At 36.5% G+C, this 18219-nt stretch carries 16 protein-coding genes; 8 read left to right on the top strand and 8 right to left on the bottom strand.

The window, feature by feature from the left end; genetic code table 11:
- Positions 1-99: 99 nt before the first annotated feature.
- A complete protein-coding gene (gene asnS / locus VB248_RS16875; RefSeq protein ID WP_323297983.1) occupies positions 100-1530 on the bottom strand; it encodes an asparagine--tRNA ligase in 1431 nt (476 codons plus the stop codon).
- 451 nt (positions 1531-1981) lie between these two features.
- Between asnS and rpoN the strand changes: the two genes are divergently transcribed.
- From rpoN to VB248_RS16860, 3 genes are all read left to right on the top strand, one after another.
- The gene (rpoN, locus tag VB248_RS16870) at positions 1982-3439 is read left to right on the top strand and encodes an RNA polymerase factor sigma-54 (protein WP_323297982.1); all 1458 of its coding nucleotides are present in this window, start codon (positions 1982-1984) and stop codon (positions 3437-3439) included.
- A gap of 104 nt (positions 3440-3543) precedes the next feature.
- Positions 3544-4194, top strand: coding sequence for a hypothetical protein (locus tag VB248_RS16865; RefSeq protein WP_323297981.1), 651 nt, complete (start codon positions 3544-3546; stop codon positions 4192-4194).
- A 62-nt stretch (positions 4195-4256) separates the two neighbouring features.
- Positions 4257-5036: an enoyl-CoA hydratase/isomerase family protein gene (locus VB248_RS16860; RefSeq protein WP_323297980.1), complete on the top strand. Its 780-nt coding sequence runs from the start codon at positions 4257-4259 to the stop codon at positions 5034-5036.
- Between the two features lie 410 nt (positions 5037-5446).
- On the opposite strand, the gene VB248_RS16855 is transcribed toward VB248_RS16860, so the two are convergent.
- Positions 5447-6826: a Gfo/Idh/MocA family protein gene (locus VB248_RS16855; RefSeq protein WP_323297979.1), complete on the bottom strand. Its 1380-nt coding sequence runs from the start codon at positions 6824-6826 to the stop codon at positions 5447-5449.
- 270 nt (positions 6827-7096) lie between these two features.
- On the opposite strand from VB248_RS16855, the gene VB248_RS16850 reads away from it, so the two are divergent.
- Both VB248_RS16850 and VB248_RS16845 read left to right on the top strand, forming a co-directional pair.
- A complete protein-coding gene (locus VB248_RS16850) occupies positions 7097-8362 on the top strand; it encodes a serine hydrolase (RefSeq protein ID WP_323297978.1) in 1266 nt (421 codons plus the stop codon).
- A 179-nt stretch (positions 8363-8541) separates the two neighbouring features.
- Positions 8542-9750, top strand: a complete 1209-nt coding sequence (locus tag VB248_RS16845; RefSeq protein ID WP_323297977.1) for a C40 family peptidase — start codon at positions 8542-8544, stop codon at positions 9748-9750.
- Positions 9751-9835: 85 nt separating this feature from the next.
- Here VB248_RS16845 and VB248_RS16840 read toward each other — a convergent pair whose 3' ends face one another.
- From VB248_RS16840 to VB248_RS16815, 6 genes are all read right to left on the bottom strand, one after another.
- A complete protein-coding gene (locus VB248_RS16840) occupies positions 9836-10225 on the bottom strand; it encodes a hypothetical protein (RefSeq protein ID WP_323297976.1) in 390 nt (129 codons plus the stop codon).
- Positions 10226-10310: 85 nt separating this feature from the next.
- Positions 10311-11138 carry a prolipoprotein diacylglyceryl transferase gene (lgt, locus tag VB248_RS16835; RefSeq protein ID WP_323297975.1) on the bottom strand — a complete coding sequence of 276 codons (828 nt, stop codon included), beginning with the start codon at positions 11136-11138 and terminating at the stop codon, positions 10311-10313.
- A 177-nt stretch (positions 11139-11315) separates the two neighbouring features.
- A complete protein-coding gene (locus VB248_RS16830) occupies positions 11316-11609 on the bottom strand; it encodes a rhodanese-like domain-containing protein (RefSeq protein ID WP_323297974.1) in 294 nt (97 codons plus the stop codon).
- Between the two features lie 59 nt (positions 11610-11668).
- Positions 11669-11965 (bottom strand): rhodanese-like domain-containing protein, encoded by a 297-nt coding sequence (locus VB248_RS16825; RefSeq protein WP_323297973.1) that lies wholly within the window; start codon positions 11963-11965, stop codon positions 11669-11671.
- 27 nt (positions 11966-11992) lie between these two features.
- The gene (locus VB248_RS16820; protein WP_323297972.1) at positions 11993-13960 is read right to left on the bottom strand and encodes a T9SS type A sorting domain-containing protein; all 1968 of its coding nucleotides are present in this window, start codon (positions 13958-13960) and stop codon (positions 11993-11995) included.
- A gap of 19 nt (positions 13961-13979) precedes the next feature.
- Positions 13980-14747: a PASTA domain-containing protein gene (locus VB248_RS16815; RefSeq protein WP_323297971.1), complete on the bottom strand. Its 768-nt coding sequence runs from the start codon at positions 14745-14747 to the stop codon at positions 13980-13982.
- 249 nt (positions 14748-14996) lie between these two features.
- On the opposite strand from VB248_RS16815, the gene VB248_RS16810 reads away from it, so the two are divergent.
- The 3 genes from VB248_RS16810 (at position 14997) to cdaA (ending at position 18151) form a co-directional block, all read left to right on the top strand.
- Positions 14997-16370, top strand: a complete 1374-nt coding sequence (locus tag VB248_RS16810; protein WP_323297970.1) for a nicotinate phosphoribosyltransferase — start codon at positions 14997-14999, stop codon at positions 16368-16370.
- Positions 16371-16563: 193 nt separating this feature from the next.
- Positions 16564-17229, top strand: a complete 666-nt coding sequence (locus VB248_RS16805; RefSeq protein WP_323297969.1) for a peptidoglycan DD-metalloendopeptidase family protein — start codon at positions 16564-16566, stop codon at positions 17227-17229.
- Between the two features lie 136 nt (positions 17230-17365).
- Positions 17366-18151, top strand: coding sequence for a diadenylate cyclase CdaA (gene cdaA, locus VB248_RS16800; protein ID WP_323297968.1), 786 nt, complete (start codon positions 17366-17368; stop codon positions 18149-18151).
- Positions 18152-18219: the final 68 nt, after the last annotated feature.

The raw sequence follows: 18219 nt of genomic DNA, 5'->3' as shown, positions 1-18219 counted from the left end.
GAAAAAGTCTTTTCATCACCTCATTTTTTTGTAGAGTAAGCGAATAATACTTTAGTTATGTTAATAAAAACAATCACTAATTCACTCACTCACAAATACTTAAAATTCCGCTGATTTTGGAGTACGTGGGAAAGGAATTACGTCACGGATGTTAGTCATACCCGTTACAAACATCACCAAACGCTCGAAACCGATACCGAAACCAGAGTGTGGAGCTGTACCAAACTGACGAGTTTCTAAATACCACCAAATCGTATCTTCGTGGATGCCCACATCTTTAGTACGTTGTAATAATTTTTCGTAATTATCTTCACGCTGCGAACCACCGATGATTTCACCAATGCCCGGGAATAATACGTCCATCGCACGAACAGTCTTTCCATCCTCATCTAATTTCATGTAGAAAGCTTTGATGTCTTTTGGATAGTTAGTCAAAATCACTGGTTTTTTGAAATGTTTTTCTACCAAGTAACGCTCATGTTCCGATTGTAAATCAATGCCCCATTGCACAGGATATTGGAATTTACCCTCTTTGTGGCGTTTTGATGATAACAAAATCTGAATCGCTTCTGTATAAGTTAATTTTACGTATTCGTTATCAACCACAAAACGCAATTTTTCAATCAAAGCTAATTCTGAACGTTCGTCGGCTTTTTTCGTTTTTTCTTCGTCTTTCAAACGATTTTCAAGGAACGCTAAATCGTCGGCACAATTTTCTAAAGCATAGTTGATTACATACTTAGTAAAATCTTCTGCCAAACGCATATTGTCTTCTAATTCATAGAAAGCAACTTCTGGCTCAATCATCCAGAACTCCGCCAAGTGGCGAGCCGTGTTTGAGTTTTCTGCACGGAAAGTAGGCCCGAAAGTATAAATTTTCGATAAAGCCATTGCTCCCAATTCACCTTCTAATTGTCCAGAAACGGTTAAATTCGTTTCTTTTCCGAAGAAATCTTCTTTGTAGTTGATAGAACCGTCTTCGTTCAACGGTGGATTTTTCGGGTCTAAAGTACTTACACGAAACATTTCACCAGCACCTTCGGCATCCGAACCAGTAATGATTGGCGTATGTAAATAGAAAAATCCGTTGTCGTTGAAATATTTATGAATCGCATAAGCCAACGAGTGACGAATACGAAGAATTGCCGAAAAAGTATTAGTACGTGGACGCAAGTGAGCGATTTCACGTAAGAATTCCAAAGAGTGTTTTTTCGGTTGCAAAGGATATTTCTCAGGGTCGGCAGTACCATACACCTGAGCCGTTTTCACTTGAACCTCTACTCTTTGTCCCGAACCTTTTGATTCAATAAGCGTACCCGTAATGGCAACACACGAACCCGTAGTAATTAATTTGAGTGTATCTTCATCAATTACTCCCGGCTCTGCAACTGCCTGAATATTATGAATTACTGAACCATCATTGATATTAATAAAAATTACATTTGGTTGTACACGTTTCGTTCTTACCCAACCTTTTACAGTTATTTCTTCGCCAACAAGGGCTTCGGCTAAAATTTGCTTGATTTGCATTGCTATAATTTCGGATTTTCGATTTCAAATGTTTATCGACAAGTAAATTCAGACTGGCTAAATTTATTCAAGACTTCAAAATTACTTACAATTCTTACAATTACCGAATCGGATTAAACTTTTCACACAATGTTAAATGTTGTTAGGCATCTTTTTTTTCAGAAATCTACTTTCTAAGAAAATTTATACTTCAAATTGCTCTTTAGTCGAACAAATATTTCTAAAAAAATCATTTTAAAGAAAACCATTTGTCAGCGAAAATCCTGCGAACTATTCCCTAATTATGGTCATTCATAAAAAATCTTATAAATTTTTACGAAGGTTTTGAAGGATTTGAGATTAAAATCAATAAATTTGGCAAGATAGTTGAGAAGCGGAATCGCTCGCCTAAATTTAAAATTTTCTTACTTTATCAGTAATTTTATATTTCTAAGTATCTTCATTTTTAATTATGCAAAAACTTACTCTCAATCAAAGTCTTCAGCAAAGGTTATCTCCGCAACAAATTCAGTTTATAAAACTGTTGCAGATTCCTACCTTTGAACTGGCTGCTCGTATCGAAGAAGAATTGGAGGTAAACCCTGCTTTGGAAGAAGGAACAGACTTTGAAGTAAGAGAAAAAGATGAGTACGATGATGACTATGACGATTACGGAGATGAAGATTTCGGAGAATATAACGACCGAGACCTTGATATAGAGTCGTACTTGAATGATGATTATAGCGGCTATAAAATGCAAGGCGATGGCAACGGCGATGACGAAGACAAAGAAATGCCAATCGGAATGATTTCGACTTTGAACGACCACTTGATTTCTCAATTAGGTTTTTTGAAGTTGGAAGAAAATCAAGAAATCATTGGCAAACAATTGATTGGCTCTATCGAATCAGACGGTTATATGCGTCGTCCTTTGCAGGCAGTTGTGAATGATTTAGCTTTTACACAAGGAGTTTATACTACTTCAGAAGAAGTGGAGGCGGTTTTGAAACAAATCCAAACTTTCGACCCTGCTGGAATTGCCGCAAGAGATTTACAAGAATGTTTACTTTTACAATTGGACAGAAAAGACCTTTCAGACCCGATTGTACAATTTGCTATCAAGATTATTGAAGATAGTTTTGAAGAATTTTCTAAAAAGCATTACGACAAGATTCAAAAAAGGCTCAATATCGACGACGAAACTATCAAGCAAACCATTAAACTCATTACGAAACTGAACCCAAAACCCGGTTCGGCGGAGGAGGACGGAGGAATCATTCAGTACTTGATGCCTGATTATATTCTTACGAATAATAATGGAAAATTAGAACTTTCGTTGAATTCCAAAAATGCTCCTGAATTAAAAATTAGTCATTCTTTCCACGAAATGTTGGATACTTATGACAAGGGAGATAAAAATAACAAACAGATTAAAGAAACGGTTACGTTTATAAAACAGAAATTAGATTCTGCCAAATGGTTTATTGATGCTATCAAACAACGACAAAATACCTTGTTGAGAACCATGAAAGCCATTCTTGATTATCAGTACGATTTCTTTCTGACGGGTGATGAAACAAAACTTAAACCCATGATTCTGAAAGATATAGCTACGCAAATTGAAATGGATATTTCTACTGTTTCCAGAGTAGCCAGTAGTAAATCTATCCAAACAGAGTTTGGTTTGTATCCTTTAAAGTATTTTTTCTCAGAAGGTATTTCTACTGATTCGGGAGAAGATGTTTCGAGCCGAGAAGTAAAAAATATTTTGAAGGAATTGATTGATAATGAATCGAAAAAGAATCCACTTTCTGATGATAAATTAGAGAAATTCTTGAACGAAAGAGGCTATAATATTGCCAGAAGAACGGTAGCAAAATACCGTGAACAACTGAATATACCTGTGGCTCGGCTTAGGAAACAGCTTTAGAGAGCTTTGAGTTGTGAGCTTTGAGAAAGATAAAAAGCTCAAAGCTCATAGCTCAAAGCTGTAAGCTTAAAAGCTACAACAAAACAATTTTAACCCAAAAACGCTTGAATACTCGTTTTGCTCAAATATTATCGGCGGCTTTGCATCCTTTGCTTATGCCAACATTGATTTTTGCTACTCTTTTTTACATTGCTCCAGAGGCGATTCAAAATCTTGAACTTTTCAATTCCACTTCAAGAGTAGGCATGATGAGCTTGAAAATGGGCTTGTTACTCCTTATTTTTCTACAAACTTTTGTATTGCCTGTTTTTTGTATTTACGCATTGTATCGTTTTAAATTTATTAGTGATTTAAAAATGGAAACCCTCGCCGACCGACGAGTACCTTATTTAGTTTCCGTAGCCATTTATACTTTCGTAGCGGTATTTTTCACTTTCAATCTTCGTCAGTTTCCAGAAGTTTCATTAATTCTCACCAGTATTGCTTTTTCGATTTCTGCTGTTGCTTTTATTAGTTTGTATTGGAAAATCTCAGCCCATGCCGTTGGTATTAGCGGAACAGTGGGTGCATTATTGGGAATTGCAATCAAATTAGCCCTTGCTTCACTTTTTTATCCTGTACTTGTAGCCATTCTTATCGCTGGTTTTCTGATGTCTGCCAGACTGCATCTCAACGCCCATACGCCTGCACAAATCATTGCTGGAACAATTTTAGGCTTAGTCGTCAGTCTTTCCGTAGTGATATTTTTTATTTAAAATGTTATGCTTGCATAATAAATAAAAAAGTTTCAACTTAGGGTTTTGAAACAAACAATCAGATGTATCAATATCTTCTTTATCAGGTTCAAGCAGGCGTTTGTACTATTACACTCAATCGCCCAGAGGTGTATAATGCCCTCAGTCCAGCACTCATTCAGGAAATTACGCAGGCCTTCGAGCAAGCCAAAGGAGACGAAAGTATTCGTGTAGTGGTATTGACGGGAGCAGGAGACAAGGCTTTTAGTTCTGGAGCAGATTTGAAAAAAGGTTTAGATGGCTCAACAAGTTTGGGCGAATCGCTTCGCAAGAATTACAATCCAATGATTTTAGCCATTCGGAATTTACCCAAACCTGTGATTTGCCGATTAAACGGTATTGCCGCAGGAGCAGGCTGTTCATTAGCTTTGGCTTGTGATATGATTATCGCTTCCAAGACGGCTAAAATGTCTCAGATTTTTATCAGTATTGGTTTAATCGTCGATGCAGGTTCGTCGTTTTTCTTGCCCAAATTGGTAGGTTCGCAAAAAGCTTTTGAATTATGTTCGACGGGTAGAGTAGTGGAAGCTCAAGAATGTTTGTCTCTGGGCTTAGTGAATTCAGTAGTGGCAGAAGAAGATTTAGATACGGCTGTTGCCAAAATGGCAACTCAATACGCCAATGCCCCTACTTTAGCGATTGGCTTACTCAAGAAAGTGTTGAATCAGTCTTATCATTCTTCTTTAGAAGAAATGCTGGAGTTGGAAGCGATTCACCAAGATATAGCAGGAAAAACGCATGATTTTGGAGAAGGAGTAATGGCTTTTTTACAAAAACGCAAGCCACAATTTAAAGGATTTTGAGGTTTTAGGGTAAAATCAAAAAAAGTCGTTAGTATTACCAACGACTTTTTCAATAACCCTAACCCATAAAAAATCTATATAAAACAGTTTTGAATGTTCAAAAGAAAAGATAATTGATACAAAATCAACTTATCAAAGGATACCAGAAAAACGTTGAGTAAAATGCCGAAAGGAGATAGTTGAAGCCTAAAAAGGCTTAACTTAGGATATGAAGAAAATACGTACTACTGCGATAGCACTATTGATTTCATATCATCATCACATTTGGCGGAATGTTTTGCTGATATTGAATTTAAGCACAATATGTGCCTAAATTTATTTTTTTCAAAATGTTTTCCTGATTTTTTTTAAAGAAATATCAAAAAAGTCCTTTCAAAGTATTTTTTTACTTAAAAAGGACTTTTTTGTCATTAAGCCAGTTTCATTGTTTCAGGATTCCAAAGTACAGGTTTACCTGTTTCGGCACTTTTGTTACAAGCCAATGCAGGTGCTGCGGCTCTTAGTCCAAAAGTAGCATCTTCCCAAACTTTTTTTCCAGTACGGATTGATTCAAAGAAATTAATAAAATGGTCGAGTCGAGAATCGTAACCGTCTGGTGTTTTAAAAGTAATTTCTTTTCCATATTGCCATTTGGTATCTTCATCAGAGTACATCGCTTTATATGCCTTCATCGACGCTTCTTGTTCTGCCTTTGAGAAAGTAGCCAAAGAATCATATCCACCAATTTCTGGAGCTTTTGGACGTTTGAAGTTTTTCACTTTTAAGCCTCCCCACGATAATTCTATTACGCCTTCTGTCCCAATCAAACGAGTAGGCGAGCCACCACTTCCGCCGTCAGCTAAGTTTACTCTGGTAAAAAACTGAAATGAAGGATTCGCTTTGGTAGCTGGATAATTCATCAAAGCCGTAACGATGTCGTAAGCATCTCTACCGTCTTTCCAGAGGTTTAAATCGCCCAAAGCAAAAATTTTATTTGGTCCAGTCGAACCCGTAATCGTATGTAAATTGGTTAATAAATGCACAAATAAATCGCCCGCTACGCCTGTTCCGTAGTCTTTGTAATTTCTCCAGCGGAAAAATCTTTTTGCGTCAAAAGGTACTTTCGGAGCGTCGCCGATATAAGTGTCCCAATCGACTGTTTGGGTAGAAGCATCCGTCGGAATAGTATATTGCCAAGCACCGTTGGCAGAAGTACGGTCGTTGGTGGCTTCTACATATACCAATTCGCCAATAATACCCGATTCATAGATTTTCTTGGCTTCCCAAGTAACGCTACTACTTGCCACTTGCGAACCAACCTGAAATACTTTGCCCGTTTTTTTCTGTGCATCAATTACCGCTTGTCCTTCTTCAATATGATGAACCATTGGCTTTTCACAATATACATGCTTGCCAGCATTCATGGCATCAATTGAAATTTTATCGTGCCAATGGTCAGAAGTACAAACCAAAACGGCATCAATATCTTTTCTGCTCAGAATTTCACGGTAATCTCTGGTCGTAAAAATATCATTTCCCCATTTTTCTTTGGCTCTTTCCAAACGACCTTTGTATAAGTCACAGACAGCAACGATTTCAACGCCTGGTACTTGTAGGGCTGTATCAGCATCGTAATGTCCGATAATTCCTGAGCCAATCAGAGCAATGCGTACTTTGTCATTGGCAGAGATTTTTGCGGTTGGTTCTAAGGTAAAGGTTTTTCCATAAGCATCAGTAAGAGCCGCACCACCAAAAAGGAGTGCAGAAGTTCCACCGATTTTTCTAATAAAATCTCGTCTTGAATTTGACATAGTTAAATTGGATGTTTGTTAGACTGAATATTTTTGAGAGAAGAATTTTATAAAAAATTACTACTTTATTTGCATAAGCCTATGTTAGTTTGTCCTGATAAAGTAAAACGCTTTAGCACTTGGAAACTCGTATTACTGAAACTATATTAGCTTTAAGTTTTTCCATAGAACAGGATGCTCATCTTATTTTACTTTATAAGCTTTGCATTTATCATGGTTGCTTTACGAGTTGGAAACTCGGGCCACTGAAATACATCAACAAATAGCCAAATGAATAAACAAAAAACAAACAGAACTTTAAAGCTAATTGCTTTTCTGCTGATGACTTCTGCTATGACCAAAGCTCAGAATCTTGACACTGATTTTCTCCCCAAATTAATGGCTACTAAGCCCGAAGAGTTCAAGGATATTTTGGATAATGCCGATAAGTATCGGGTGCAAATTCTTTATACTCAGATTGATAGAGATAAAAAGAACCGCCCGACTTTTAAAAGTTATGGTTTCAGAATCAACAATTCAGAGTATTTTTATCCAGCCAGTACAGTGAAGTTTCCGGCCAGTGTGATGGCTTTGGAGAAAATTAATCAACTCAACATCAAAGGCTTAACTAAAGAAACGCCCATGTTTACGGGTGCAGAGTATGAACGCCATACGCCCGTAACGAAAGACTCTACGGCAGAAAATGGCTTGCCTTCGGTAGCACATTATATCAAAAAAATATTGATGGTTTCGGATAACGATGCTTTCAATCGGCTGTATGAATTTTTAGGACAAGAAGCTTTTAATGAGACGCTTCATCAGAAAGGCTATGAACATAGTCGTATTTATCACCGCCTACAAGTGGGTATGAACCGTGAACAAAACCGAAGAACAAATCCTATTCAGTTCAAAGAAGGCGACAAGGTTTTATACGAACAACCTATGGTAATTTCGGAGAAAAACTATGCTTCGCCAACGCCCATTTTAATAGGTAAAGGTTATATGAAAGGAGATTCTTTAGTGAAAGAACCTTATGCTTTTACTGACAAAAACTTTTTTCCATTATTAGAGCAACAAGGTATTCTGAAATCTGTACTTTTCCCAGAAGCTGTTCCTTCCAAACAACGCTTTCAATTGACGGATTCTGACTATCAGTTTTTGTACAAGTATATGTCGCAAATGCCTACTGAAAGTACTTATCCGAAGTATGAAGCTCCCGATTTTTATCCAACCTATTGTAAATTTTTGATGTATGGAAGTCATAAAGACGATGTGGTAAATCCGAATATTCGCATCTTTAACAAAGTGGGCGATGCCTATGGTTTTTTGTTGGATAATGCTTACATCGTTGATTTTTCAACGGGTGTAGAGTTTATGCTCACGACCGTTTTGCTTTGTAATAATGACGAAGTTTTCAACGACGACCACTATGACTACGAAACCGTTGGTTTTCCCTTTATGAAGAATTTAGGGCAATTGATTTACAACTACGAAAGTACTCGTTCGAGAAAATACAAAGCCGATTTGAGTAAGTTTAAGATGAATTATGATAAGTAAGCTGTTGAGCTATTAGTCTTGAGCTATGAGCGGTGAGCTTTGAGTTGTTATTTTGAACGCTTAATTAACTCAGGATTCAGTGCTTAAAATCAAATTTCAAAACTCACTACTCATAGCTCATAGCTCATAGCTCAAAGCTAAAGGCTCATAGCTCACAACTTATCGCTAACAAAAATTCCATGAAAAAATATTTCCTTTTATTATTCCTAAATACTTTAGTTTCGTTGGCTAATCCGACGAAACCTTTAAAGTCAAATTCAAGCAGAGCAAGCCTTGCCGACTCTTCTGTTTCACAAATCATTGATAGTTTCACCCAGCGGTATGCTCCAGATAAACGTACTGCTATTTTTCAAATTGATGCTTATCGAAAAGATAATCAATTGATTCTGACAGGAAAAACAAATTTGATTGAAGCTAAAAATGCTTTAATCAGTCGGCTGAAAGTAGCAAATTCCATCGTAGTTGATGAAATTAAAACTTTGCCAGAAACTGAATTAGAAGATAAAATCTATGGTTTGGTTGAAGTGTCTGTTTGTAACATTCGTTACTCGCCACGCCATAGCGGAGAGTTGGCTTCGCAGGCTTTATTGGGTACTCCAGTAAAGATTTTAGAGAAAGAAGATAATGGTTGGTTATTGATTCAAACGCCCGACCAATACATTGCTTGGGTGGATAGAGGAGCGATTACTGCTTTGAATAAAGAACAGTTTTCGCATTGGCAGAATACGCCCAAAATCATTTATACTCGTGCTTATGGTTCGGCATATTCTGAAACAAATCTTGAATCGTCAACTGTTTCAGATTTGGTGGCTGGTTGTATTTTGGAAGTTGTTGCCGAAAAAGATGGCTTTTATCAAGTACTTTTTCCTGATAACAGAAGAGGGTTTGTTGCCAAAAATGAAGCTAATATTTACAATAAATGGTTGGCTGGTGTTAATACTACTGAGGAAAATTTAGATAAAACTTCCAAAAGATTAATGGGCGTTCCATACCTCTGGGGCGGTACTTCTTTCAAGGGCGTTGATTGTAGTGGTTTTACCAAAACGGTTTATTTCTTGAATGGCATACTATTGCCTCGTGATGCTTCGCAACAAGTAATGGTTGGCGAGTTGGTTGATAAAACGGGCAATTGGGCAAACTTGAAAACTGGAGATTTATTATTTTTTGGAGAAAAACGTGAAGACGGTTCTGAAAGAGTAGTTCACGTAGCGATGTGGTTAGGAAACGGAGAGTTTATTCACGCTTCAGATAAAGTAAGAATCAATAGTATGATTGCGTCTGCTCCGAATTTTGATGCTTTTAATTTCAAAAGATACTTACGTGCTAAAAGAATTTTAAACAACGGAATGAAAGGCGTGAGTGGGTTGAAGATGGATAAGGTGTATTGAAATTATAAATTTTGAGTTATGAATTATGAAATCGTTAAAGCTAAAAGATTTCATAATTCATAACTCAAAATTTATATCTAAATTGCTATTCAAAAATCCCCTTGATTTTATCAAAAACACCTTTTGTTGCTTCTTTGGCTTCTTCTAATTTTTCAGAAGCTACTTCTTTCAAATCTTCGATTTCTTCACTGAGGTCTTCTTTCAAATCTTTCAATTCTTCGATAGCTTCTGCTTTCAAAGTTTCAGCTTTGGCGGCATAATCTATACTTTTTAGTTCAGTGATTTTTTCGCTTACTAATGTTTTTGCTTCCTCAAGTTTTTCAGTTGCTTCGGCTGTAAGTTCGGTAGCTGCTACTTTAGCTTCCGCTATTTTTACGTCAGCCTCAGCTTTTAATTCTGCTACTTTATCGGTTGTTGCTGCTACTAAGCTATCTAATGCCTCAGAGATAGTAGGCTTTTTTTCTGTATTGTCCATTTTTGTTGTCTGTTAATGTTTATATACAAAGATGGTTAATAAAGATAGCAAAAACTAATTTGTAAGACTGATAATTATCAGGCAATTAGATGCTTTTTTTACTATTTTTAAAAGCATAAATCAATACACCTATGGCAAAAATAATAGCAGGAATACTTAGCCATTGTCCCATATTGAAGCTCATGCCATCTTCAAAAGCTACTTGGTTTTCTTTCAAGAATTCGTATAAAAATCTAAGAATAAAAAGTACTAAAAGGAAAAAGCCTGTCATAAAACCATTAGGCGTATTTTCTTTTTTACGATTCCAAATCCACATCAAAATTACGAAAAGTACTAAACACGAAAGACATTCGTACAATTGCGAAGGGTGGCGTGGTACAACGGTCATATAATCGTGTCCGAGAGAAGAGTCGTTATAAAACATAAAAGCCCAAGGTACGTCGGTTTGTTTTCCAACGATTTCAGAATTCATCAAATTCCCAAAACGAATGAAAGCTCCGCCCAAAGCTACTGTGGGTACTACTCTGTCTGTAATGTATAAATAAGGAAGGTTTCTCTTTTTTGAATAGAGATAAAATGCAAACAACAATGCAATACCTGCACCATGCGAAGCCAAACCTGCATACGGTGGTGTAACCATTGAAACAAAAAAACGAACGGGGTCGCTAAGTAACAAAGGAAATTCGTAAAAGAAGTAATGTCCCATTCTTGCACCAACTACTGTGGCAATCATAGCGTACATTAGTAGTTCGTCGGCTTCTTCAAGCGAACGTCCTTCTTTTTTATACATATAACTAAGTACTTGATAGCCAGCTAAAAACGCCGAAGCAAACATTAATCCATACCAACGAATTGGGAAGCCAAATAAATTGAAAATTTCAGGAGAAGTATGCCAGTCAATATATGTCAACATTAGGGTATGTAAGAGTTATGAATTGTGAAATATGAATTATGAGTTAGTACTAAAGCTATTTCGAAAATTTGATAAAATGACTTTATTAACTAAAAATCATCTTCAAAAATACTGCTTTTCTATCGAAAGATTTTCTTTTGTGTTGTTAAAATGCCGTGAAAATCATTTTCATCGCTTCTATAAATTCAAATAGGCTTCTAATCCGCCTGCTAAATTTCGTAAATGTTGAAAACCTTTTTTCTCTAAAATTTTACAAGCAATGATACTTTGTAAGCCTGAATAACAAACAACAATGGTTTCTTGGTCTTGAAGATGTAAAATTTTTTCAGTTGAAAGTAAGAGTTCATCCAAAGGAATTTGTAGTCCGCCAATATCAAATTCTTCAATTTCGTAGGGCGTTCGGATGTCTAAAATATGAAGATGGGGATAACGCTCTTTAAATTCAGTGGCTGAAATACTGGATATATTCATTGTAAATAAAAGTGGTCTGCCTTTCGACAGACCACTTGCTAAGATTATTGAAACCTTTATTAGTCTAACTCATTAAAAGCTAAGATGCCACCCAATACATTGCGGACATTGCTAAATCCTTGTGCTGTTAAAAAGGCTTTTGCTTTACCAGAACGAGCTCCTGAACGGCAATGAACAATTACTTCCTCATCTTTCCAAGCCTCAATTTCATCCAAGCGGTCTGGTAACTCGCCTAAAGGAATCAATTTCGCTCCTAAATTTTGCTCTTCATATTCGTATTCTTCTCTTACATCAAGGAAGTTGAAAGTTTCGCCTTTATCAAGTTTCGCTTTAAGTTCTTCTACGCTAATATCCATGGTATTGGTATTTATTTAATTGTTTATTTAATGACTAATCCATATTTTTCTGACAAATGTATTACGTTCATTTGAAAGTCGCAAAAGATACATTCCTGAATTTAGGGATTCTAAATTAATACTTTGATTATCAGTTGTTTCTTGATGAACACTTCTGCCCGAAATATCAAAAACTTCTACTTTTTTTAGACTTCTATCATTCCAGCGGATAATTCCCGAACTCGGATTTGGCGACACAACCAAGTTTTTATCTTGAATTTCGTCTTCGGTTTCCAACACTACGGGCGATACTTGTCCGCCCATGACAGGACGAATCATCAAACTTCCTCGCATGGCTTTGTACAAAGTAGTGTCGGCTGATGAGGCATTTATCCATTCGTTACTGATATTAAAAAAGTGTTTACCCGTAAACTGCGAGGAGTTTTTATCTAAACCAACAATCACAGGTTCGTCGTCGGTATATTGTAAATAGCCCACATAAAAAGTATCGGTAACCACTACGGGGTCGATGGCGTACTCTATAAACCCATTTTGTTGGTCGGGATATTGAATTTTTGTATAAAGTCCTCTTAATACTGTTCCTGGTTTTCCACGGTCATTTGCCATAATTTGTAGTGTAATGGCATTGCCCGCAATATTCGTCAGCGAAGGTTGAAGATTGATTCTAATTGCCTTCACCACATCTGATTTATTATTTACATATTGTACCGCTACTCTGCCAAAACCTTTTTTTAGATACGCTCCTGCTTCTGCCGTTCCGTCGTCGTAGGCATAATAATTATCCAATGCCAATGTGGTACTGATGGTGTCGTTTTGAGCCAAAATTTTATTAAAAGTACTGTTGCTGGCATCTTGCGTACCGAGTAAAAACTTTACTCGTAAATAAGCTTTATCGCCCGAAATTTTATTGGCAAAGTTATTTTTAAACTTAAATATTTTTGAACCGCCCAAGGTCAGAGCGTCTTTCCCAACTCTTTGGTCTTTGTAAATAGTATCTTTTGTACTTATATTTTGTACTGAAAAATACAAGTTTACGTCATTATTATTCAAGTATAAATTATTCACTTTTACGCCCGACGAATCTGCGATTTCGCTATTTGATGAAGGTTTGGCTGCCAAAAACTGCGTCATTGGCATTGCTCGGTATCGTTTAAGTATGGGCTGAATATTTTCGGAACAAGCAAGATCTTTCAGTGACGAAATATTTTCAAATTTCTTTGTCTGATTATTGTAAATATTTCCTAAAATATAGCCATTCAAGGCATTGTCACTTTTCTTTGCCAAACACACATAATCTAAATGCCAGACGTCAAACTGACCAGATTTTCTACCAAAACTCTGAAAACGAAATTGAAAATTTGAATGAAAGTACAAACTCGCCCGAATTGGTAGAATTACTTGTTGAAATGCGTTGACGATATTGTCGCCTTTCTGAATCCAGATATTTTTCCAGATATTTCCATTGGTCAAAAACTGCAAACAAAGCGAATCGTTATTGTCGGGCTGTTCGCCTAAGCCTTTTGCTTCCCAGTAAAAACTAAAATACAAAGAGTCGGCAGGGGAGTAGCGAGACAAATCTATTGGTTGCGAAGTAAGCGTATCGGTTGCTCCTTGAGCCGTCTGATTGGTGAAATCATACGGAAAACCATTGGCTTTTAGTCCATCAAAAGTAGCCACATTTACCGAAGGTTGCCCAGTGGCTAAAGTATTATTGACAAAAACACCGCCACCATTTTGCCAAAGATTAGGCAAGGCTTGTCCGTTTGTTGCCGTCGAAAAATCGTCAAAAAAAGGCAAAGTCAAAGCTTCAACTTTGCTTTGAGCATTTGTTTTCGGATTAATATTAATAGAAGAATTCCGAGTAATAGGAACAGTATTCCACTGAGCTTGAGCGAATGACGAGAAAAGTAAGAGTGTAAAAATAAAGAAGTGTTGCATGAAACCACGCAACACTAATTTTGAAGATTGATTAAATTCAGTAGGTATTTTTTCCATAATTCGTTGAAAGTAAAAATCAATTAGGAGGATTTCCAGCCACCCAAAGGTCTATCATTTCTCCTGAATGAATTTTTCCGCCATCACAATCTGGATTTTGTTTGATGATTGTGCCTGCTGGTTCGGTTGAAGTAGGGTCGTAAATAACAGTACCTACTTGTAAACCAGAGCCTTTGATAACGATTTGTGCTTCGTCGTACAATTGTCCGATTACACAAGGAACTTCAATTTCTACATTATCTGTTCCGTTTCCAACTACAAGCGTAACTTTAGAGCCTTTGGCAATTAACGAACCCGCCTCGATTTTCGTACCTTGGAATTTCACTTCTAATACTTCGTTTTGTCGGCTATCGTTCTGATACTCCAAATCAGGTTTTATTAAACCTGACACTAATAGTTGTTGTTCCGCACTTCTTACCGACATTTCTGTCAATTTCGGTAATTTAATCATCGGTGCGGTTTCGGTATTAATCGTCAAATAAATTTTTCGTCCTTGTTTTACTTTAGAGTTTTCTAAAGGATATTGAGAAAGTACCGTTAGTGGTTTTACGTTGGGCGTAAAAGTACTGTCGGTTACTTCAAAATCAAGATTTCTTTCATCCAAAAGGTCTTCAGCTTCTTCCATAGTTAAACCTTTCAAATTCGGAACAGTAATCGCATCACCGTGATTGGTACTCCAAGGCAAATACACGAAGAAAAAACCAAAAAAAAGTACCATCAACAAAAGTGTAATGATGGATGCGTGAATGTAAACGTCTTTTTTTGAGTTGGTGGAAATTTTTATCATTGTTATTTTAGGGAAATATTAATGCTTGTCAGCCTTTCTTTTCTTTAAGACGAAAATGGTTATGGATTGGTTTTTTATTGTTTTTTGTACAGTTTGTTTCAAAAATTCAGCCTTAATCGCTCTGTTTTTTAAATTATCCCGAAAGATGAAGGATATTTAAGACGCAATTTACAAGATATTCATTTGGGAAGGATAGATTTCGTAATATTTTAACATATTGCAAGATATTTAAGCATTCAAGATTTTACGATGGAAAATAATATCATACTTCTTACAGACAGCTACAAAGTAAGTCATTACCAACAATATCCGAAAGGCACAAGCCAAATTTATAGCTATTTTGAAAGCCGAGGTGGAAAATTTGAGGATGTAACCTTTTTTGGATTACAGTTTTTACTCAAAGAATATTTAGCGGGCGAGGTCGTTAGTCAAGCAAAAATAGACCGTGCGGCTAAACTTTTCACGGCTCATTTTGGCAATGAAAAACTTTTCAACAAAGCTGGCTGGGAATATATTTTACATCAGCATCAAGGACGCTTGCCCATTCGCATCAAAGCCGTTCCCGAAGGAAAAGTAATTCCTGTTCACAACGTAATGATGACGGTAGAAAATACCGACCCCAATTGTTTTTGGCTTACTAATTTTTTAGAAACGCTTTTATTGCAATTATGGTATCCGTGTACAGTGGCAACTATTAGCCGAGAAGTACGAAAAGTGATTTTACAATACTTATCTGCCACTGGCGACCCTTCAACAATAGATTTCAAATTACATGATTTTGGTTTTCGGGGTGTCAGTAGCGTTGATAGTGCAGGAATTGGCGGAGCTTCGCACTTGATTAATTTTATGGGAACAGATACCGTGGCGGCACTTACGTTTATCCAAGAATATTATGGCAACCAAGACGATATGTTTGGTTTTAGTATTCCTGCTGCTGAACACAGCACTATTACCAGTTGGGGACAAAGCCAAGAAGTAGCCGCTTATCAAAATATGTTGGAACAATATCCAGAAGGTTTGGTGGCGGTCGTGAGCGATAGCTATGATATTTATAATGCCTGCGAAAAACTTTGGGGAGAAGTATTGAAGAATCAAATTTTAGGCAGAAAAGGAACGTTGGTAGTTCGTCCAGATAGCGGTGAGCCTAAAGATGTAGTGCTGAAAGTAGCGGAAATTTTAGGCGAAAAAATTGGTTTTACCGTCAACGAAAAAGGCTATAAAGTACTCAATCCGAACATCAGAATTATTCAAGGGGATGGCGTAAATTATGAAAGCATCGGTGATATTTTAGAAAATCTCAAAAATCACGGTTGGAGTGCCGACAATGTGGCTTTTGGCATGGGCGGAGCTTTATTGCAAAAAGTAAACAGAGACACTCAGAAATTTGCCTTTAAATGTAGCAGTGCTACGGTAAATGGCGAAGACAGAGTAGTTTTTAAAGACCCTATTACCGACCACGGAAAAATCAGTAAAAAAGGAAGGCTGAAATTGGTGTATGAAAATCAAAAATACCAAACCCGAAACCTTGAAGAAAGTGGCGACGATGTATTAGAAACCATTTTTGAAAATGGTGAAATACTTCAAGAAATTACTTTTTCGGAGGTGAAAGAAAACAGTCTTTAATTATGAAATATGAATTAGGAATTATGAGTTTAGAGCTATTTGGGATTTTGGATTTCTGATGTCGGATTTCGGAATTGTAGAGAACAATTTTATTTTACAAATCCCAAATCCGACATCTGACATCCCAAATCTGAAATCTGACATCCGACATCCGAAATCCGACATCCGAAATCCAAAATCCAAAATCAATAATATGATAGAAATCTTAAAAAAGTACTCATTCAAACCCGTTGTTCCTTTTGATTTTCAAAAGGAAACAATTTATCATATCGACCTCACAGAGAATAATCCCGATTTAAAGGAATTAAATTTAGCCGATACCGTTTTGTTTAGTAAGTACGTAGATGAGAAAATTAATGAAGCAAAAGCGGTTTGTGCCATTGGAGGTTATCTCGAAAATCGTTATATTTATCGAAGAAGTGAACATTTCCAACAAAACGAAGAACCTCGTTCCATTCATTTAGGAATTGATATTTGGGCGGCAGCAGGCACGCCAGTTTTTGCTCCATTGGCAGGGAAAGTACATAGTTTTCAGAATAATGCTGGTTTTGGAGATTACGGCCCAACTATTATCTTAGAACATTATTTAGAAGAAAACACTTTTTATACGCTTTACGGACATTTGAATCTTGAATGTCTGGATTCGCTTTTTGAAGGAAAATCCATTGAAGCAGGCGAGAAAATCGCAGAATTTGGTGAATTTGCCGTAAATGGAGACTGGCCTCCACATCTTCATTTTCAAGTAATTACGGATATGCAAGGCAAAAAAGGTGATTTTATTGGCGTTTGTGAACCTTCAAAAATGGAAGCGTATGCAAAAATCTGTTTGGATGGAGCGTACATTTTGGGAACGGCATAGCAATGAGCTTTCAGCATTCGGATGATAATAAAAATATACATTTTTGCCGAGAGCCGAAATCAGAGAGCCGATAGTATAGAATACTTTTACACTAAATATACTTTTGAACTTAATAAAAACCTTTTAAAAAAATAAGATGCAAATAGGCTTTTTAACAATTGATTGGATTGATGTTTTAGATATTTTATTGGTGGCTTTCATGCTGTATCAGATTTATAAACTGATTCAGGGAAGTATCGCTAATAAAATCTTTTTTGGGTACTTAATGGTTTATGGCGTTTACTTGGTGTCTAAAGCATTAGGAATGGAATTTTTGTCTTCAATTTTGGGACAATTTATGAACATGGGCGTATTGGCACTGTTGATTATTTTCCAACAAGAAATCAGACGCTTCTTGATGATGCTTGGTCGCTCTACTTCAATTCGTGAAAATACTTTGCTCAAAAAGTTTTATACGCCAAAAGTTGCCAAAGAAAATATCAATACTTTACAGTCGATTGTAGAAGCCGTAAAAGTGATGTCTTTGAGTTATACGGGTGCATTGATTGTGATTGAAAAAGAAGATGATTTAAAGAAATTCATAGAGTCAGGAGATGTGTTGGATGCAGAAGTATCAAAAAGACTTATCCTCACGATTTTTCATAAAAATAGTCCCTTACACGATGGTGCGGTTATTATCAAAGATGGAAGATTAGCGGCGGCACGTTGTATGTTACCCGTTTCAGAAAGTGGTACAATTTCACCTACTTTAGGATTCAGACACAGAGCTGCTTTTGGCATGAGCGAACAGACCGACGCAGCCATTATCGTAGTTTCAGAAGAAAAAGCAGAAATCTCTTTCGTAAACCACGGAGGAATTTTCAGAAATATGTCTATCCAAGATTTAGAGGCTAAATTGAAGGATTATATTTTGAATGATTAGTTTTGGAGACTTTAAGACTTGATGACTTTAGGACTTTATGATTTTAAGAGATATTCGATTAGAATACT

Origin of the sequence: Arcicella rigui (assembly GCF_034929435.1) — a bacterium.
In the GTDB taxonomy this organism is placed as follows: domain Bacteria; phylum Bacteroidota; class Bacteroidia; order Cytophagales; family Spirosomataceae; genus Arcicella; species Arcicella rigui.
The sequence above is the reverse complement of the archived record's forward strand: the minus strand, read 5'-3'. Positions and strand labels throughout refer to the sequence as shown.

Coding starts and splice junctions, on each gene's coding strand:
- rpoN (WP_323297982.1), top strand. CDS start 1,982: ATGCAAAAACTTACTCTCAATCAAAGTCTTCAGCAAAGGTTATCTCCG.
- VB248_RS16860 (WP_323297980.1), top strand. CDS start 4,257: ATGTATCAATATCTTCTTTATCAGGTTCAAGCAGGCGTTTGTACTATT.
- lgt (WP_323297975.1), bottom strand. CDS start 11,138: ATGTTGACATATATTGACTGGCATACTTCTCCTGAAATTTTCAATTTA.
- VB248_RS16825 (WP_323297973.1), bottom strand. CDS start 11,965: ATGGATATTAGCGTAGAAGAACTTAAAGCGAAACTTGATAAAGGCGAA.
- VB248_RS16845 (WP_323297977.1), top strand. CDS start 8,542: ATGAAAAAATATTTCCTTTTATTATTCCTAAATACTTTAGTTTCGTTG.
- VB248_RS16855 (WP_323297979.1), bottom strand. CDS start 6,826: ATGTCAAATTCAAGACGAGATTTTATTAGAAAAATCGGTGGAACTTCT.
- VB248_RS16840 (WP_323297976.1), bottom strand. CDS start 10,225: ATGGACAATACAGAAAAAAAGCCTACTATCTCTGAGGCATTAGATAGC.
- VB248_RS16805 (WP_323297969.1), top strand. CDS start 16,564: ATGATAGAAATCTTAAAAAAGTACTCATTCAAACCCGTTGTTCCTTTT.
- VB248_RS16850 (WP_323297978.1), top strand. CDS start 7,097: ATGAATAAACAAAAAACAAACAGAACTTTAAAGCTAATTGCTTTTCTG.
- cdaA (WP_323297968.1), top strand. CDS start 17,366: ATGCAAATAGGCTTTTTAACAATTGATTGGATTGATGTTTTAGATATT.
- VB248_RS16815 (WP_323297971.1), bottom strand. CDS start 14,747: ATGATAAAAATTTCCACCAACTCAAAAAAAGACGTTTACATTCACGCA.
- VB248_RS16830 (WP_323297974.1), bottom strand. CDS start 11,609: ATGAATATATCCAGTATTTCAGCCACTGAATTTAAAGAGCGTTATCCC.
- VB248_RS16810 (WP_323297970.1), top strand. CDS start 14,997: ATGGAAAATAATATCATACTTCTTACAGACAGCTACAAAGTAAGTCAT.
- VB248_RS16820 (WP_323297972.1), bottom strand. CDS start 13,960: ATGGAAAAAATACCTACTGAATTTAATCAATCTTCAAAATTAGTGTTG.
- asnS (WP_323297983.1), bottom strand. CDS start 1,530: ATGCAAATCAAGCAAATTTTAGCCGAAGCCCTTGTTGGCGAAGAAATA.